Here is a 16,327-nt window from a genome sequence, read left to right on the forward strand (position 1 = left end):
CCCGCCCCGATCAACGACGCTGATTAGCCAGGATTGCATCACTTGGCTTTTGCGCTCTTGATGTCACTGATGATTTTCTGAGAAATAGCCTGAACCTGCTCTTGGGTCATAGCCGACATGACACCTTCCCAGGCAGAAGACGACGTGTCATACGTCCGAGTTCCAATCAGGCGGCCTGATTTCAGGTCCGAGTAATCTGCACTGGAGTTGACCCACGCATTCCCCACCATAACCCCTGCTCCGTAGCGAGCGCCTGGGGTCAGGTAACGGAAATTGGTCACGTTGATCTTGATACCAACACCGTCCTTGCCGTCGAGGCTTGATGCCTGAGCTTCTGTAAGGCTGTAGCCGGCGCGAGTTGCTTCGACCTGAAGGGCGTCATTCCACTCCCGCTTCAAGCGAGGCCAGTCCTCGTTTTGTTGAACCTTGCTATTTCCTTCAAAGTTAACGACCAGATTCTGCTTGGCTGACTCCTGAATGACGAGCGTTTCAGTTCCGCCGCTTTTTACAGAGGCAGCGCATCCGCTCAACATCAAAACAGCAACAGCACAGGACAGCGCAATCGAAAGCTTGGATGTGTTCATTGAATTTCCATATCCACAAAATCGGTTGAGAGAGGGCGTTGAATATCCCCGCCGAGCCAGCTGGGCGCACACGCTGGACGCGCAGAATTTAGCACCATTACTTCGCTACTACGAGCCGGGGTGGGAGTCAGAACGACTGGGACAGGCCACGATATTGCGTACATTAATTTAGCGATCTCAAAAATCGCGGCATGCCCCTTCTCCCCGCCCCGAATCAGCCCTTACACAGATGCCTATGGGCAGGTAATAGCTTTTCGAGACTGCTTTTTGGTCCACAAAAGACGACCGTTGATTCTTCCATCAGTCCATGACTCGGTAACCAGAGCGCAATGGCCGCTCAGGTTCTCAACAAACGTCCTTGGATAACCTTCAGGCTCTTCTCCACCCAGACGCATCCAATTTGGATCTGGCGAGCTCACTGATTGATAAGGCATGCAGGCTACCAGTGCGGCCAGCGAGAGAGCCAAAACTACCTTTTTCATTTAAGTCCCAATCAATTGACGAGTGTCCGGGCAAAACGCGGAGTATAGATTGACTGGATGCTTTCCCAGCGCGAGCTACGACGGGGACTTGCTGTAAGTGCCACTATGGAACCCACCTCAATCGGCGGAAACCAGAAAGCTGGGGACAGACCGCGATTTGAGTTAACGTGTAATCGGACCGCCTCATAATCGTGGTCTGCCTGTGTTGTCCTTACATCCGCAGCCCACAAGCCCATTGTCGCGAATGACGATGAGGAGACGGGGACAGACTCCGATTTGAACTCATGATCACTTTCTAACCCACTGTAACGCCAGCCCAGCGATGCTCGCTCCCTTCGGGTCCGGCTCGTGAAGAAGGCACGGAAACGGCGGCAAGGGTTTAAATTGGACCAGGCCATATCCAAGCGTGCCTGCACCATCTCATTCTTCGCCTGAACGATCTGCCCTGCCAAACTTAGCGCCCTCCTTTTGAACTCCTTGTGAAGCGCCTGCTCCTCGGTCTCGTTTCCCAGTGGCTTAACCTGCATCTCGGAAAATGTGAAAAGCGTTTTGTCGCTAAGTACACAAAACGTGTCGCGACATTTTTGTATTTCACCCTGAAAGACAAAATCGACCGAAATGAACGCACGTTCGTCCATGTCTATGTAGTACAGCGGCTCACCCCGGAGGTTTCGAACTTTTCCGTCCTGGTGAATCCGGCCCAAGGGCGCCCCGTCGCTGCCATTGCCTTTGAAGACCAGGTAGCGGCCGTTCGTGTAGTTGTACGGCATCAACGGTCCTCATTTCGAATGGACATCGGAACACATGGTTTGCCCATTCGCAGCCCCCATCCATGAGCTTTTCACGTAACGCTATCAAGTCAAGACTACCGATGTTCAATTTCTTCTGGCGACTGCTCGCCGAGCTGCTAGCGCGAGCTCTAAAGATAATTATCTTCTGGTGTGATGTTTCGTGTTTAGTCCTTGAAAAGTACATTGCACCGGGCGCACCACCCTTCAGCTGCGCTCCGGTTCATTGGAAAACGGAGGAGAGGATGGCTTGTATCGGCAACCGTCAAAACCAGTGAGAATCCTATGAATCTACGCCGAATCTCGTCGGCTGGAACGCTCATGCCCGCCCCATCGACTATTTGAAGAACCCCGCCCGACACCCTGCTGTCAATCCGTTGCCACTCACACTGCCAGCCTGTTACCCACGTGAAGTCTCGAATTTGATAGTCGCCGGTGGCGCTTTGGCATTGAGCGAGTTTCTTGTTGGAGAGGTCAAAGGCAAGAAATATGGGGCTTGGATAGCCGAGCAGCTGAGTATCATCAAGGTTCAGGCCTTCTTTTAGGTTGATGGATGCTACAAGTGCTTTTGCTCGTCTCTTGCGCCGTATCAAATGCCATATGGCGAGGCAAAAAATAGAAACAGAAGCCAGGAAAAGCTGACGTCCTTCGACTGTAAGCTTATCGGGCGAAAACTCTATCATGCCCCACAAGAGTCCTATCGTCGCAAGCCCCGACAACCATGCGGCGGGGATCACTATACTGTTGGCGAGGCTAGCTCCAAGCGTCCTCACACAGCTTTTCATAATTGGTCCAATATCATTTATGGAAGAACTCGTAGGTTATCACTCACAGAGCGCTAACTTATAGGACCTAGCCCGCAATGCGCGGGTACATGCCTTGAACAGGGCTTCGTTTGCTTCGTTGCACGGGGACCTCACCGTTGGCCGGCTAACCTCTTCCGTCTTCCAGAGCCATCATCGACGTATGCAAATACGTCCAGAAACGCGGCTAGCTCGGAAAGACGAAAGACTGGGGACAAACCACGATTTTGAGTTCACTTGTAATTGGACCGCCTCATAATCGTAGTCTGTCCCCGTTCTCCTCTTATGAAACGGGCGGCTTACTTATAAGTCGCCCGTCTTCATTATTCCGCCGCCTGCGCCCGCAATCGTCTTCCAATCACATCCATGACATCACAACCATCACGTAGCGATGTGGTCAGCAATTTACAAAAATCAGTCAGCACCACCGTGTCTGAGCTGATGTCCGAGCGAAACGCGATATTTTCCAAGACTTGGGTCACCGTGCGGATACGGTAATCGGCGGTTTCGAAAAGGACGTCTAGAGGCGCCTCGGTGTCGATGAGCAGGGTTGCGGGGATGCAGTCGATGCCGGTGATGGGCATGTATCGGGTCATGAGTAGTACCTTCATTCAATTGATAAGGACTACCACTCAAACGTCGCCAAACGAATGGGGTGGCAGCTGTGCTCGGGTTGGCGAACCGGGAATGAAAGCGAACCGGCAGACTCGAAAGTCTCCCGCGCACAGCTGCCATAAAGCAGTCTGCAACTGCAAAAAAGCCCCGCAGTGTAGCAGGAGCTTCTGCGCTTCATTCAATCGAGTCGCCAAACCCGAATCGCCATCTGGGCGACAGAGAGACAATAAGTTGCATATCCAGATGCTGCAATGCACTGATTTCCGAGGTTTGTGTAGGAATTTGCGTTATGCCTCTCGCAGCGCGAGTTTGAGCCCTCAAAAGCCGTAGCTAAAGGACGCAGGGAAAAGGGGACGGAAAAGGGAACAGCTTTTTCCGAACCAGCCAAAACCACAGCTTTCAGCGCGGAGAAATATATCCCCTTTTCTTGGGAGCACTGTTACGCCCTATTCCACCGGGTTACCAAGCCCGATCGCCGATTGTGCAGCGACGTTCGGAGTCGTAACGCGACAGAAAATCTCCGGCGATAGGCTTCGGGTCAGAATAGTGCTTTTGGGGATATTTTCAGAATTTTCCTACGCCGCCGGACCTACGTGGGACTCTTGAATGCGACAGAAGGCCGAGGCAGGCCAAGATCCCGGACAGCTGTACAGTTCCTCCAGCTGTCCGGGTATCCAGCATGGACGAAAAGCCAGTATTCGAGTAGACCTGACAAGTAGTAGCGTTAAGCCTCTATGGGCCCAGTCGGGTAAACGCGCAACGGAGCTAGCAAATGGAATTTGTAGAACGCTTGAACGCAATGTCGGCGAAGGTGAACCAATTAGCTTCAACGATCCAAACCGAGGAAGCAACAAAGACCGCGTTTGTAATGCCATTCATTCATACAGTGCTCGGCTATGATGTCTTCGATCCATCTGAAGTCGTGCCCGAATACGTATGTGACATTGGTACAAAAAAAGGCGAGAAAATTGATTACGCAATTTTAAAAAACGGACAAATTCAGATTCTTATTGAAACCAAAAAAATCGGCGAACCGTTAAATATAAATCACGCTAGTCAGCTATTTAGATATTTCCATGTCACGACAGCCAGAATTTCAATCTTAACGAACGGCAGACTCTATAGATTTTTCACCGACTTAGATGCGCCCAACAAAATGGATGAAAAACCATTTTTGGAAATAGATCTTTTAGACATTGATGAACACGTGATTCCCGAGCTGCAAAAGCTCACAAAATCAGCGTTCGACGTTGAATCCATAATCAACGCCGCAGGTGAATTAAAATACGTAGGCCAGATAAAAAGGGAAATGGCCTCACAGTTCACACAGCCCGATGACGACTTTGTGCGCTTCTTTGCCTCTCGAATCTACGAAGGGGTAATTACTCAAAAAGTAAGAGAGCAGTTCGCGCTTCTTACCAAAAAAGCCGCAGCTCAGTTCCTAAACGATCAGATTAACGATCGTTTGAAGTCTGCTATCAGCGGCGTTCCGCTACCTACCCCGGCTGAACTGGTTGTATCCGAAAGCCAACCAGGAACAAGTGACACGCCCGAGGATAGAGTCCTCACTACGATGGAAGAGCTAGAGGGCTTCCATATCATAAAGGCGATAGTGCGCACAGTAATAGACGCAAAGCGGATCGCACACCGAGATACTCAGAGTTATTTTGGAATTTTATTAGACGACAACAATCGAAAACCAATAGCAAGACTCCATTTCAACAGAACTCAAAAGTATCTAGGTGTTTTTGATAAAGACAAGAATGAAACTCGACATCCGATCAATTCGCTCGATGAAATCTATGAGTTCTCGGACTCTTTAAAAGAGACAATCACCTTTTATCAAGGGCAGGCTTAAAAAACTCTAGCCCGACGGAGCGGGCCTAGGCCACGCTAATGAGTTCATTACTTGACCGCTTCATAATCGTGGCCTGTCCCGTTTTTCCCTTTTATTCGCCACAACGAGAAAGCCCCAATCAAAATCAGGGCTTTCTCGTTTCTGCTAAACGCAAAACCCGCTCGACGGCGGGCTGTACTTATCAGTTTTTGCAGACCACCTGCGGAGGCGCAGCATGCGTCAGCTTTTGGGGAATCACAATCGAAGTGCCAGGCAAAGTGGTAAGTTCGAGAACCGCCAACATGCAAATTAGCGCTGGATCGCCATCTTTGCTTGGTCTGCCATCCACCCCTACCACCGCTTCGTAGTCTTTCCCTGGTTCCAGCTTGTAAACGAGCGCCTGGCCACCACAGGTCCGGTAAGAGCTGCCGTTGCCCGCAATGGTCGCGCCCCGGGTTGCAATTTGGAATGGCAGATCCGTCCTGACGCGATACTCGGTTACGACCTCTTTGTAAGCCCCTTCCCCCATCCGAATTGCAGGGATGTACTGGATAAGACTGGGCCAAACTCTTTTCGGTACGCCAACGCTCGCCGACTTCAGGGGATACTGCGGATAGTTGATGTTCGCTGTCTCGTCCCCCCCGAAACGTCCGGCTTCAGCCATCTTATGCCGGGTAGCAGGAGCACAACTGCCGACGATGCTATCTCCGTACACATCAGAGTTCGTGATAACGCGAACACGCGCCACTCCCTCTGATTGAGCAGGCTCTTCGTATGGAACTGAAGGTATTCCAGAGCAACCAGCAAGTGCTATGGAAAGAAAAGTTACGGAAGTGACAACCCGCATGACCATGTCCTTATGTACGCCAACAAAAAAGGGCCCACCTTTCGGTGAGCCCTTCTAGACCGCCCAGCAGAGCGGATTTTGTTTGGTAGGCGCGATTGGACTCGAACCAACGACCCCCACCATGTCAAGGTGGTGCTCTAACCAACTGAGCTACGTGCCTGCTGTGAGGCGGCATTCTACGGAATTCCGGAGGGGTGTCAACACCTTTTTTTCACCTAACCCTATGAATATGCAAAATATTTAATTTCACCGATGCGACGAAGATTTGGCGGTGGCTGGCGGCCGATTTTTAACTCGGGTAGGATCGGCGCATTCGTAAAAAATATAAAACAGAGGTTGCAGAATGGCGAACACATCCTATCCAGCGTCCTATTACGCCGCGTCAGCCAACCCGGTTCCTCCGCGCCCTGCCCTGCAGGATGACGTTGAGACGGATGTTTGCGTGATCGGCGCTGGTTACACCGGTCTGTCTTCTGCGCTGTTTTTGCTGGAGAACGGTTTCAAGGTCACCGTGCTTGAGGCGGCGAAGGTCGGCTTTGGGGCTTCGGGTCGCAACGGCGGGCAGATCGTTAACAGTTATAGCCGCGACATCGATGTGATCGAGCGTAGCGTCGGGCCTCAGCAGGCGCAGTTGCTGGGCAATATGGCGTTCGAGGGTGGGCGGATCATTCGCGAGCGGGTGGCGAAGTATCAGATTCAGTGCGATTTGAAGGACGGCGGCGTATTCGCTGCCCTCACCGCTAAACAGATGGGCCACCTGGAGTCGCAGAAGCGTTTATGGGAGCGTTTCGGGCATACCCAGTTGGAGTTGCTGGATCAGCGCCGTATTCGCGAGGTGGTGGCTTGCGAGGAGTATGTGGGCGGCATGCTGGATATGAGCGGCGGGCATATTCATCCGCTCAACCTGGCCTTGGGTGAAGCGGCGGCGGTGGAGTCGCTGGGTGGGGTGATTTATGAACAGTCGCCAGCGGTGCGCATCGAGCGTGGCGCCAGCCCGGTTGTGCATACACCGCAGGGCAAGGTCAGGGCCAAGTTCATTATCGTGGCCGGCAATGCCTACCTGGGCAATCTGGTGCCGGAACTGGCGGCCAAGTCCATGCCTTGCGGTACCCAGGTGATCGCCACCGAGCCGTTGGGCGATGAGTTGGCTCATAGCCTGCTGCCTCAGGACTATTGCGTCGAAGACTGCAACTACTTGCTCGATTACTACCGGCTGACGGGGGACAAGCGTCTGATCTTCGGTGGCGGCGTGGTGTATGGCGCGAGGGATCCGGCGAACATCGAAGCGATCATCCGACCGAAGATGCTCAAGGCGTTTCCGCAGCTCAAGGATGTGAAGATCGATTACGCCTGGACCGGAAATTTCCTGCTGACGCTGTCGCGCCTTCCTCAGGTCGGGCGGCTGGGGGATAACATTTATTATTCCCAGGGCTGCAGCGGCCATGGCGTGACGTATACGCACCTGGCGGGCAAAGTCCTGGCTGAAGCGCTGCGTGGTCAGGCTGAGCGTTTTGATGCGTTTGCGGACCTGCCCCACTACCCCTTCCCCGGCGGGCAATTGTTGCGTACGCCGTTCGCGGCGATGGGGGCTTGGTATTACGGGTTGCGGGATAAATTGGGGTTCTGAAGCGCCCAACAACAAGGGCTGCTTCGCAGCCCAACGGGGCGGTGCGACGTTTCGCTAAATCCCCTCGCCACAGCAAACCCCTCGCCACAGGCTTGTTCCAATCTTTCAAATCCCGAAAACAAAAAACCCCGGTCTTTCGACCAGGGTCTTTGCTATCGACTAGAAGTAGCTTTGCAGCTTTCTTCTTAGCTTCAAGGCGTTCAGTGGGCCTCGAAGCAGATATGGCGCAGCGGACGGGACTCGAACCCGCGACCCCCGGCGTGACAGGCCGGTATTCTAACCGACTGAACTACCGCTGCGTATCGCTATGGACTTGCGTCCAGTTAACTCGTCTGACCCAAACCCTTGAGTTTGAACCTCGAACCAGGCGAACCTGCTTCGGAAAATATGGCGCAGCGGACGGGACTCGAACCCGCGACCCCCGGCGTGACAGGCCGGTATTCTAACCGACTGAACTACCGCTGCGCGTCGGTGGAGGCTTTTGACAGCTTCCGTCTCGCTTTCGCAAGACTCTCGTAAAACATGGTGGGTGATGACGGGATCGAACCGCCGACATTCTGCTTGTAAGGCAGACGCTCTCCCAGCTGAGCTAATCACCCTTTGCTTCGTTGAGGCCGCGAAATTTACGCAGGTACCGAAGCTAAGTCAATAGCAGGGTTGAAGTTTTTTCAAAACAGTTTCAAACGGCACCCGCAACCGCCCTCACTTATAAATCATTTTCTTGGTCATGCCGCCGTCCACCACGAACTCCTGCCCCGTGACAAAACCGGCATTGCGCGACAACAGCCACGCCACCATCGCCGCCACGTCCTCTACCGTGCCTACCCTGCCCGCTGGATGCTGGGCGTGGTCGGCATCAGTCAACGGCTGTGCGCGACGCTGGGAGGGGTCCCGCGCGTCGATCCAACCGGGGCTGACGGCGTTGACCCGGATCTCCGGCCCCAGGCTGATCGCCAGGGCATGGGTCAGGGCCAGCAAGCCACCCTTGCTCGCGGCATAGGCCTCGGTGTCGGGTTCCGATTGCGCGGCGCGGGTCGAGGCCAGGTTGACGATGGCGCCGTTGTGGGCGCGCAGGTACGGCGCGCAGTGCTTGGCCAGCAGCATCGGCCCCCCCAGGTTCACCGCCAGGACCCGATTCCAATAAGCCAGGTCCAGGCTTTCCAGGGTGATGTTGTGCGGGTCGGCGATGGCCGCGTTGCACACCAGCGCGTCGAGCCGCCCAAACTGCCCGAGCACCTCGGCGATACCGGTGGCGACCTGCGCCTCGTCCGCCACGTCCATGGCGATGAACCAGGCATTGTCGCCCAGAGTCTTCGCCACCTTGGAACCGCGTTCGCGATCCAGGTCGGTCAGCACCACCTGCCAGCCTTCACAGATCAGCCAGGCGGCGATGCCCAGGCCGATACCCCGCGCGGCGCCCGTAACCAGTGCAACCCGGCCATGAGTGCCGCTCGGCGGCGTAGCCAGCTCGATCACAAGGCCGCCAACCCGCGGGCCAGGTCGGCTTGCAGGTCCGCCACGTCTTCCAGGCCGACCGCAACGCGGATCAGGCTGTCACGAATACCCGCCGACTCACGCTCCTGGGGCGACAAGCGACCGTGGGACGTGGTGCTCGGGTGGGTAATGGTGGTCTTGCTGTCACCCAGGTTGGCAGTGATGGAGATCAGCCGGGTGGCGTCGATGAAGCGCCAGGCGCCCTCCTTGCCCCCTTTGACCTCGAAGCTCACCACCGCACCGAAACCGCGCTGCTGACGCAAGGCCAGGTCATGTTGCGGATGGCTCTTGAGGCCGGCGTAATGCACTTTCTCGATGCCGTCCTGCTGCTCCAGCCACTCGGCCAGGGCCTGGGCGTTGGCGCAATGGGCTTTCATGCGCAGGCCCAAGGTTTCCAGGCCCTTGAGGAAGATCCAGGCGTTGAACGGACTAAGAGTAGGACCTGCGGTACGCAAGAAGCCCACCACCTCTTTCATCTGTTCGCCACGACCGGCCACCACGCCACCCATGCAACGGCCCTGGCCGTCGATGAACTTGGTCGCCGAATGCACCACCACGTCCGCGCCCAGCTTCAGCGGCTGTTGCAGCGCCGGAGTGCAGAAGCAGTTGTCGACCACCAGCATGGCACCCTTGGCGTGGGCGATTTCCGCCAGCGCGGCGATGTCCACCAGCTCGGCGAGCGGGTTAGAGGGAGATTCAACAAAGAGCAGCTTGGTGTTGGCCTTGATTGCGGCATCCCAACCGGACAGGTCCGCCAGGGGCACGTAATCGACTTCCACGCCAAAGCGCTTGAAGTACTTCTCGAACAGGCTGATGGTCGAGCCAAAGACGCTGCGCGATACCAGCACATGGTCACCGGCGCTGCACAGACTCATCACCACGGCCATGATCGCCGCCATGCCAGTGGCAGTGGCCACGGCTTGCTCGGCGCCTTCCAGGGCGGCGATACGCTCCTCGAAAGCCCGCACGGTCGGGTTGGTGTAGCGCGAGTAAACATTGCCCGGCACTTCGCCAGCAAAGCGTGCGGCCGCATCGGCAGCGGTGCGGAACACGTAGCTGGAGGTGAAGAACATCGGATCGCCATGTTCGGCTTCCGGCGTGCGGTGCTGACCCGCGCGAACCGCCAGGGTATCGAACGCTACACCTTCAAGGTCGCTGTCCAGCCGACCGGCATCCCAATCCTGACTCATGCTGTCACTCCTGAATTCGGTTTAAACGCAAACCGGCCCCTCAGGGCCGGTTCGTCAATCAGTTGTTGTACAGATCGATGATCGCACTGACCGCCTGAGTCTTGGCCTTGGACGCATCGTTACGCGCGTTCTCGATCTTGTTCAGGTAGGCCTCGTCGATGTCGCCGGTGACGTACTTGCCGTCGAATACCGCGCAATCGAACTGCTCGATCTTGATCTTGCCACCGCCGACCGCTTCGATCAGGTCCGGCAGGTCCTGGTAGATCAACCAGTCGGCGCCGATCAGGTCGGCGACGTCCTGGGTGGTGCGATTATGAGCGATCAGCTCATGGGCACTCGGCATGTCGATGCCGTAGACGTTCGGGTAACGCACGGCCGGGGCCGCGGAGCAGAAATACACGTTCTTGGCGCCGGCTTCACGGGCCATCTGGATGATCTGCTTGCACGTGGTGCCGCGCACGATGGAGTCGTCCACCAGCATCACGTTCTTGCCGCGGAATTCCAGCTCGATGGCGTTGAGCTTCTGGCGTACGGATTTCTTCCGTGCGGCCTGGCCCGGCATGATGAAGGTCCGGCCGATGTAGCGGTTCTTCACGAAGCCTTCGCGGAACTTGACGCCCAAGTGGTTCGCCAGCTCCAGGGCCGCGGTGCGGCTGGTGTCCGGAATCGGGATGACCACGTCGATGTCGTGTTCCGGACGCTCGCGCAGGATCTTGTCGGCCAGCTTCTCGCCCATGCGCAGACGGGCCTTGTAGACCGAGACACCGTCGATGATCGAGTCCGGACGCGCCAGGTAGACGTGTTCGAAGATGCACGGAGTCAGGGTCGGATTGGTCGCGCACTGACGGGTGTGCAGCTTGCCATCTTCCGTGATGTAGACCGCTTCGCCTGGGGCCAGGTCGCGAATCAGAGTGAAGCCCAGCACGTCCAGGGACACGCTTTCGGAGGCGATCATGTACTCGACGCCTTCATCAGTGTGACGCTGGCCGAACACGATCGGACGGATCCCGTGGGGATCGCGGAAACCGACGATGCCGTAGCCGGTGATCATCGCCACCACCGCGTAGCCACCCACGCAACGGTTGTGCACGTCGGTCACGGCCGCGAACACGTCTTCTTCGGTAGGCTGCAGCTTGCCGCGCTGGGCCAGCTCATGGGCGAACACGTTGAGCATCACTTCCGAGTCGGAACTGGTGTTGACGTGGCGCAAGTCAGATTCGTAGATCTCCTTGGCCAGTTGCTCGACGTTGGTCAGGTTGCCGTTGTGGGCCAGGGTGATGCCGTAAGGCGAGTTGACGTAGAACGGCTGGGCTTCAGCCGACGTCGAACTGCCCGCGGTCGGGTAGCGCACGTGGCCGATACCCATGTGACCGACCAGGCGCTGCATGTGACGCTGATGGAACACGTCACGCACCAGGCCGTTGTCCTTGCGCAGGAATAACCGGCCGTCATGGCTGGTCACGATACCGGCAGCGTCCTGGCCGCGGTGCTGGAGCACGGTTAGCGCGTCATACAGCGCCTGATTGACGTTCGACTTACCGACGATACCGACGATGCCACACATGCGACGCAACCCCTACTTAATGGATCTGAACTGAACAACACTCACTGCGGCGTTTTGGCCATCGGCAAGAGGTGTTCCTTGAACGGTATTTCAGCGGGTACGCTGATACCGCTGGCAAGCCACTGACTGCTCCAACCCAGGATCAGGTTCTTGGACCAGTCTGCGACCAATAGAAATTGTGGCACGAGCCGGGACTCCTGCCACCACGTATCCTGCTGCACCGGCCCCAGGCTCAAGAGCCCGACGGCCACGACCACCAGCAACGCGCCACGCGCCGCGCCGAAGGCCATGCCCAGGAACCGGTCCGTCCCGGAAAGCCCGGTGACGCGAATCAGTTCGCCGATCAGATAATTGATCATTGCGCCAACCAGCAAGGTGGCGATAAACAAGATGGCACAGCCCGCGATCACGCGGGCCGATGGAGTTTCGATGTATCCGGCGAGGTACTGGGACAGCGAACCACCAAACATCCAGGCTACGACTCCCGCGATGATCCAGGTCAGCAGCGAGAGGGCTTCCTTGACGAAGCCGCGGCTCAGACTGATCAATGCGGAGATGGCGACGATCGCAACGATCGCCCAGTCAACCCAGGTAAATGGCACGGTGCAGCCTACAGACGGATAAGGCGGCGCATTTTAGCAGAGCGCAGGGCTGTCGGTAAGCTGCACGATTCAAATCCACTAAATCGCTGTCAGCCGCGCTCGGGCTGGAAGCGCACCACGAACCCCTTGAGGTTCTGCTGGCGACTGAGCAGATCACGCAGGCGGTCGGCCTCGGCACGCTCGATCAGCGGACCGACAAACACCCGGTTCTTGCCATCGGCGGAACGGATGTAGGCGTTGTAGCCCTGGCTGCGCAGGGTTTTCTGCAAGTTCTCGGCACTTTCGCGACTGGTCAGGCTGGCCAGTTGCACCGACCAACTGACCGACAGGCCATTGGCATCCACACGACTCTGGGTCGTGTCCGGCTTGGCGGGTGCCGCGGTGATCGGCTGGCTCGGGGCCGGCTTGACCGCTGGCGCTGCTGGAACAGGCACTGGCGCGACAGTCGGCTTGCTTGGCGCGGCCGGGGCAGGAGCGGGCGCAATAGGCGTGGAAGGCGCAGCAGGTTGCTCAGCCAGCTCCTCGTCGCTTGGCACCGGTTCCTGAGGCAACGTCTGAGGCTCGGGCACAACCACTGGCTCAACCTGCACCGGCGGCACTGAAGGCGCCTGGGGCGCGGCCGGCGCGTCGACTGTGACCTGGCGCTGCTCATCCTGGCGGGAAAACAGCATCGGCAGGAAAATCACCGCCAGGGCCACCAACACCAGGGCCCCGACCATGCGCTGCTTGTACGCCTTATCCAGCAATGCCATCTGCAGCCTCCTCCGTGGAGCGCCGGGCCAACCATTGAAGGGCCTCGGCAACACAAAAAAATGATCCGAACAGCAGAATTTCATCATCGGCCGTCGCCAGGGCGCACTGCCCTTCCAGGGCGTCGGCCACACTGGCGTAGGCTTGCACTGAAGCACCGCGACGCTGCAAGGCTTCCTGCAACTGCTCCGCCGTACGTGAGCGCGGCGAATCCAGTGGCGTCACCGCCCAGTGCTGGACACTAGCACCCAACGCCTCGACAACGCCATCCAGATCCTTGTCGGACAGCAACCCGAACACCGCCAGGCGTTGCCCCACCACCGGCCGCCGCGCCAGGCGCTCGGCCAGGTACTGCGCTGCGTGGGGGTTATGGCCGACATCCAGCAACAGGTTCAGGCGCTTGCCTTGCCAATCGAACTGACGACGATCGAGGCGCCCGACCACACGAGTCGCCTGCAACGCCTGGACGATTTGCCCGGCATCCCAGGGCAAGCCCAGCAGCAGATAGGCCTGGAGCGCCAACGCGGCGTTTTCCATCGGCAGGTCCAACAGCGGCAGATCGCGCAACTCCACCGGATTGCCCCGCAGGTCGCTGCCGCGCCATTGCCAATGCTGCTCGGTCATCGTCAGGTCAAAATCCCGCCCGCGCAGAAAAAACGGGCAACTCAGTTCGCGAACCTTGTCCAGCAACGGTTGGGGCGGATTGAGATCGCCGCAGAGTGCAGGCGCGCCCTGGCGAAAGATGCCGGCCTTTTCGAAGGCCACGGATTCGCGGGTATCGCCCAGGTAATCGGCATGGTCCACGCCAATACTGGTGACCAGTGCAATGTCTGCGTCCACCAGGTTGACCGTATCCAGCCGCCCGCCCAGGCCGACTTCCAGCACCACCGCATCGAGACCGGCACGGGCAAACAACCAGAACGCCGCCAGGGTGCCCATCTCGAAATATGTGAGGGTTGTATCGCCACGCCCGGCTTCCACCGCGGCGAAGGCTTCGCACAGCTGGGCGTCTGTGGCTTCGACGCCGTTCACTTGCACCCGTTCGTTATAGCGCAGCAGGTGCGGCGAACTGTAGACACCGACGCTCAGCCCCTGGGCCCGCAGCAGCGAGGCCATGAAGGCGCAGGTCGAACCCTTGCCGTTGGTGCCGGTGACGGTGATGACCCGGGGCGCGGGCTTGGCGAGTCCCATGCGGGACGCTACCGCTTGCGAGCGCTCCAACCCCATGTCGATGGCCGATGGATGCAACTGCTCGAGGTAGGCAAGCCAGTCGCCCAGGGTACGTTGGATCATAGGCCTGCAGGCACCGGCGGAACCACGACCGGCTCGATCGGTGCGGCGACGAATTTCGGCGTCGGCAGCCCCATCAGTTGAGCCAGCAGGTTGCCCAGGCGCGGACGCAGCTCCTGGCGATGGATGATCATGTCGATGGCGCCGTGCTCCAGCAGGAACTCACTGCGCTGGAAGCCTTCCGGCAGCTTTTCACGCACGGTCTGCTCGATCACGCGTGGGCCGGCGAAGCCGATCAGGGCTTTCGGCTCGCCGACGATCACGTCGCCGAGCATGGCCAGACTGGCGGAAACACCGCCGTAGACCGGGTCGGTCAGTACCGAGATGAACGGAATGCCTTCTTCACGCAGACGCGCCAGCACCGCGGAGGTCTTGGCCATTTGCATCAGGGAGATCAGCGCTTCCTGCATCCGCGCACCGCCGGAAGCGGAGAAGCAGATCATCGGGCAGCGGTTTTCCAGGGCATGGTTGGCCGCGCGCACGAAACGCTCGCCAACGATGGCGCCCATGGAACCGCCCATGAAGGAGAATTCGAAGGCCGAAACCACCACAGGCATGCCCAGCAAAGTACCGCTCATGGACACCAGGGCGTCTTTTTCGCCGGTCTGCTTCTGGGCAGCGGTCAGGCGGTCCTTGTACTTCTTGCCGTCGCGGAATTTCAGGCGGTCCACAGGCTCCAGGTCGGCGCCCAATTCCACACGACCTTCAGCGTCCAGGAAAATATCGATACGGGCACGCGCACTGATGCGCATGTGGTGGTTGCACTTGGGGCAAACGTCCAGGGTCTTTTCCAGCTCGGGACGGTACAGCACCGCCTCGCAGGATGGACATTTGTGCCACAGACCTTCAGGCACCGAGCTTTTCTTCACCTCGGAACGCATGATCGAAGGGATCAGTTTGTCTACTAACCAGTTGCTCATGCTTCTTTCTCCAGTACCGGCGGCCCGAACGCTCTGGTTCGCGGCCCCGCGTATGCCCTTGAGCTAAATTCATTGTGCGGCGAGGATCGAAGGCCACCACGGTCAGCGCGAAACATGACCTGCATGCAGCCCAACCTCCTCAGCCATCCCGGCAACCGCTGCACCGCGGTTACCCCTACGTTATCGGCCCACCCGGAGGCGGCGCCTGCCTGCTTTGTACAGTGCTGGTATGGACGGCGGCAGTCTGCCAGCCGTCACATTGACGACTGGCTACTGCGTACAGCGGCCATGAATGCACGAATCTTTGCCGGGTCCTTGATGCCCTTGCCCTGTTCCACCCCACCGCTCACATCCACTGCGTAAGGGCGAACCTGACGAATGGCCGCGGCGACGTTTTCCGCCGTCAGGCCACCGGCCAGGATGATCGGTTTGCCCAGGCCTTGTGGCACCAGCGACCAGTCGAAGGCTTCGCCGGTACCGCCAGGAACACCTTCCACATAAGTGTCCAGCAAAATGCCGCTGGCACTGGCGAAGGCCTCGCAACGGGCGGCAATGTCGTCGCCGGCCTTGACCCGCAACGCCTTGATGTACGGACGATGCCAGCCTTCGCAATCGGCCGGGGTTTCGTCGCCATGGAACTGCAACAAGCCCAGCGGCACCGCATCGAGAATCTCGCCTAGCTCGCAACGACTGGCGTTGACGAACAGGCCCACGGGAGTCACGAATGGCGGCAAGGCCTGGACGATCGCCCTCGCCTGCTGCACCGTCACCGCCCGCGGACTCTTGGCGTAAAACACCAGCCCGATGGCATCGGCCCCGGCCTCGACCGCCGCCAACGCGTCCTCGACGCGGGTGATCCCGCAAATCTTGCTGCGAACGACCGGCATGGTGGCTAAAACCTCAGGCAAATCCGTGAAAGTCCCGGATGGTAGCA

At 58.1% G+C, this 16,327-nt stretch carries 15 protein-coding genes and 4 tRNA genes; 2 read left to right on the plus strand and 17 right to left on the minus strand.

From position 1 onward, the window contains the following. Window positions 1–38: 38 nt before the first annotated feature. The 4 genes from PBDP_RS19905 to PBDP_RS19920 form a co-directional block, all read right to left on the minus strand. Window positions 39–584: a DUF4410 domain-containing protein gene (locus PBDP_RS19905; RefSeq protein ID WP_176689397.1), complete on the minus strand. Its 546-nt coding sequence runs from the start codon at window positions 582–584 to the stop codon at window positions 39–41. Window positions 585–1,077: 493 nt separating this feature from the next. After that, window positions 1,078–1,836: a hypothetical protein gene (locus PBDP_RS19910; RefSeq protein ID WP_212801218.1), complete on the minus strand. Its 759-nt coding sequence runs from the start codon at window positions 1,834–1,836 to the stop codon at window positions 1,078–1,080. A 185-nt stretch (window positions 1,837–2,021) separates the two neighbouring features. After that, entirely contained in the window at window positions 2,022–2,537 is a 516-nt protein-coding gene (locus PBDP_RS19915; protein WP_249411813.1) for a hypothetical protein, read from the minus strand. Window positions 2,538–2,980: 443 nt separating this feature from the next. Next, window positions 2,981–3,253, minus strand: a complete 273-nt coding sequence (locus PBDP_RS19920; RefSeq protein ID WP_003203821.1) for a hypothetical protein — start codon at window positions 3,251–3,253, stop codon at window positions 2,981–2,983. 791 nt (window positions 3,254–4,044) lie between these two features. On the opposite strand from PBDP_RS19920, the gene PBDP_RS19925 reads away from it, so the two are divergent. Continuing rightward, window positions 4,045–5,130: a type I restriction endonuclease gene (locus PBDP_RS19925; protein ID WP_176689388.1), complete on the plus strand. Its 1,086-nt coding sequence runs from the start codon at window positions 4,045–4,047 to the stop codon at window positions 5,128–5,130. 181 nt (window positions 5,131–5,311) lie between these two features. Here PBDP_RS19925 and PBDP_RS19930 read toward each other — a convergent pair whose 3' ends face one another. Both PBDP_RS19930 and PBDP_RS19935 read right to left on the minus strand, forming a co-directional pair. Continuing rightward, window positions 5,312–5,956, minus strand: a complete 645-nt coding sequence (locus PBDP_RS19930) for a hypothetical protein (protein ID WP_212801220.1) — start codon at window positions 5,954–5,956, stop codon at window positions 5,312–5,314. 83 nt (window positions 5,957–6,039) lie between these two features. Continuing rightward, window positions 6,040–6,116 (minus strand) — tRNA-Val (locus PBDP_RS19935). 183 nt (window positions 6,117–6,299) lie between these two features. On the opposite strand from PBDP_RS19935, the gene PBDP_RS19940 reads away from it, so the two are divergent. Beyond that, window positions 6,300–7,583 carry an NAD(P)/FAD-dependent oxidoreductase gene (locus PBDP_RS19940; RefSeq protein WP_134925098.1) on the plus strand — a complete coding sequence of 428 codons (1,284 nt, stop codon included), beginning with the start codon at window positions 6,300–6,302 and terminating at the stop codon, window positions 7,581–7,583. A gap of 222 nt (window positions 7,584–7,805) precedes the next feature. Here PBDP_RS19940 and PBDP_RS19945 read toward each other — a convergent pair. The 11 genes from PBDP_RS19945 to PBDP_RS19995 all read right to left on the minus strand — a co-directional run bounded on the left by PBDP_RS19945 (window position 7,806) and on the right by PBDP_RS19995 (window position 16,280). Further along, window positions 7,806–7,882: transfer RNA gene (locus tag PBDP_RS19945), tRNA-Asp, on the minus strand. Window positions 7,883–7,971: 89 nt separating this feature from the next. Then, a tRNA-Asp gene (locus PBDP_RS19950) sits at window positions 7,972–8,048 on the minus strand. Window positions 8,049–8,106: 58 nt separating this feature from the next. Then, window positions 8,107–8,182 (minus strand) — tRNA-Val (locus PBDP_RS19955). A 103-nt stretch (window positions 8,183–8,285) separates the two neighbouring features. Beyond that, window positions 8,286–9,059, minus strand: coding sequence for an SDR family oxidoreductase (locus PBDP_RS19960; protein WP_109754609.1), 774 nt, complete (start codon window positions 9,057–9,059; stop codon window positions 8,286–8,288). After that, complete coding sequence (locus tag PBDP_RS19965; protein WP_109754608.1) at window positions 9,056–10,267, minus strand: O-succinylhomoserine sulfhydrylase; 1,212 nt, start codon at window positions 10,265–10,267, stop codon at window positions 9,056–9,058. The genes PBDP_RS19960 and PBDP_RS19965 overlap by 4 nt, the downstream gene beginning before the upstream one ends. Before the next feature lie 58 nt (window positions 10,268–10,325). Then, window positions 10,326–11,831, minus strand: coding sequence for an amidophosphoribosyltransferase (purF, locus tag PBDP_RS19970; RefSeq protein ID WP_109754607.1), 1,506 nt, complete (start codon window positions 11,829–11,831; stop codon window positions 10,326–10,328). A gap of 41 nt (window positions 11,832–11,872) precedes the next feature. Further along, on the minus strand, window positions 11,873–12,433 hold the full coding sequence (locus PBDP_RS19975; protein WP_003179770.1) for a CvpA family protein: 561 nt from the start codon (window positions 12,431–12,433) through the stop codon (window positions 11,873–11,875). An 89-nt stretch (window positions 12,434–12,522) separates the two neighbouring features. Beyond that, window positions 12,523–13,185: an SPOR domain-containing protein gene (locus PBDP_RS19980; protein ID WP_109754606.1), complete on the minus strand. Its 663-nt coding sequence runs from the start codon at window positions 13,183–13,185 to the stop codon at window positions 12,523–12,525. Then, entirely contained in the window at window positions 13,169–14,476 is a 1,308-nt protein-coding gene (gene folC / locus PBDP_RS19985; protein WP_212801221.1) for a bifunctional tetrahydrofolate synthase/dihydrofolate synthase, read from the minus strand. Before folC ends, PBDP_RS19980 begins: the two co-directional genes overlap by 17 nt. Continuing rightward, on the minus strand, window positions 14,473–15,393 hold the full coding sequence (gene accD / locus PBDP_RS19990) for an acetyl-CoA carboxylase, carboxyltransferase subunit beta (protein WP_109754604.1): 921 nt from the start codon (window positions 15,391–15,393) through the stop codon (window positions 14,473–14,475). Before accD ends, folC begins: the two co-directional genes overlap by 4 nt. 254 nt (window positions 15,394–15,647) lie before the next feature. Further along, window positions 15,648–16,280, minus strand: coding sequence for a phosphoribosylanthranilate isomerase (locus PBDP_RS19995; protein ID WP_109754603.1), 633 nt, complete (start codon window positions 16,278–16,280; stop codon window positions 15,648–15,650). Between the last annotated feature and the right edge of the window lie 47 nt (window positions 16,281–16,327).

The organism is Pseudomonas sp. St290 (genome assembly GCF_018325805.1).
Taxonomy (GTDB): domain Bacteria; phylum Pseudomonadota; class Gammaproteobacteria; order Pseudomonadales; family Pseudomonadaceae; genus Aquipseudomonas; species Aquipseudomonas bijieensis.

Coding starts and splice junctions, on each gene's coding strand:
- PBDP_RS19905 (WP_176689397.1), bottom strand. CDS start 584: ATGAACACATCCAAGCTTTCGATTGCGCTGTCCTGTGCTGTTGCTGTT.
- PBDP_RS19910 (WP_212801218.1), bottom strand. CDS start 1,836: ATGCCGTACAACTACACGAACGGCCGCTACCTGGTCTTCAAAGGCAAT.
- PBDP_RS19915 (WP_249411813.1), bottom strand. CDS start 2,537: ATGATAGAGTTTTCGCCCGATAAGCTTACAGTCGAAGGACGTCAGCTT.
- PBDP_RS19920 (WP_003203821.1), bottom strand. CDS start 3,253: ATGACCCGATACATGCCCATCACCGGCATCGACTGCATCCCCGCAACC.
- PBDP_RS19925 (WP_176689388.1), top strand. CDS start 4,045: ATGGAATTTGTAGAACGCTTGAACGCAATGTCGGCGAAGGTGAACCAA.
- PBDP_RS19930 (WP_212801220.1), bottom strand. CDS start 5,956: ATGCGGGTTGTCACTTCCGTAACTTTTCTTTCCATAGCACTTGCTGGT.
- PBDP_RS19940 (WP_134925098.1), top strand. CDS start 6,300: ATGGCGAACACATCCTATCCAGCGTCCTATTACGCCGCGTCAGCCAAC.
- PBDP_RS19965 (WP_109754608.1), bottom strand. CDS start 10,267: ATGAGTCAGGATTGGGATGCCGGTCGGCTGGACAGCGACCTTGAAGGT.
- purF (WP_109754607.1), bottom strand. CDS start 11,831: ATGTGTGGCATCGTCGGTATCGTCGGTAAGTCGAACGTCAATCAGGCG.
- PBDP_RS19980 (WP_109754606.1), bottom strand. CDS start 13,185: ATGGCATTGCTGGATAAGGCGTACAAGCAGCGCATGGTCGGGGCCCTG.
- folC (WP_212801221.1), bottom strand. CDS start 14,476: ATGATCCAACGTACCCTGGGCGACTGGCTTGCCTACCTCGAGCAGTTG.
- accD (WP_109754604.1), bottom strand. CDS start 15,393: ATGAGCAACTGGTTAGTAGACAAACTGATCCCTTCGATCATGCGTTCC.
- PBDP_RS19995 (WP_109754603.1), bottom strand. CDS start 16,280: ATGCCGGTCGTTCGCAGCAAGATTTGCGGGATCACCCGCGTCGAGGAC.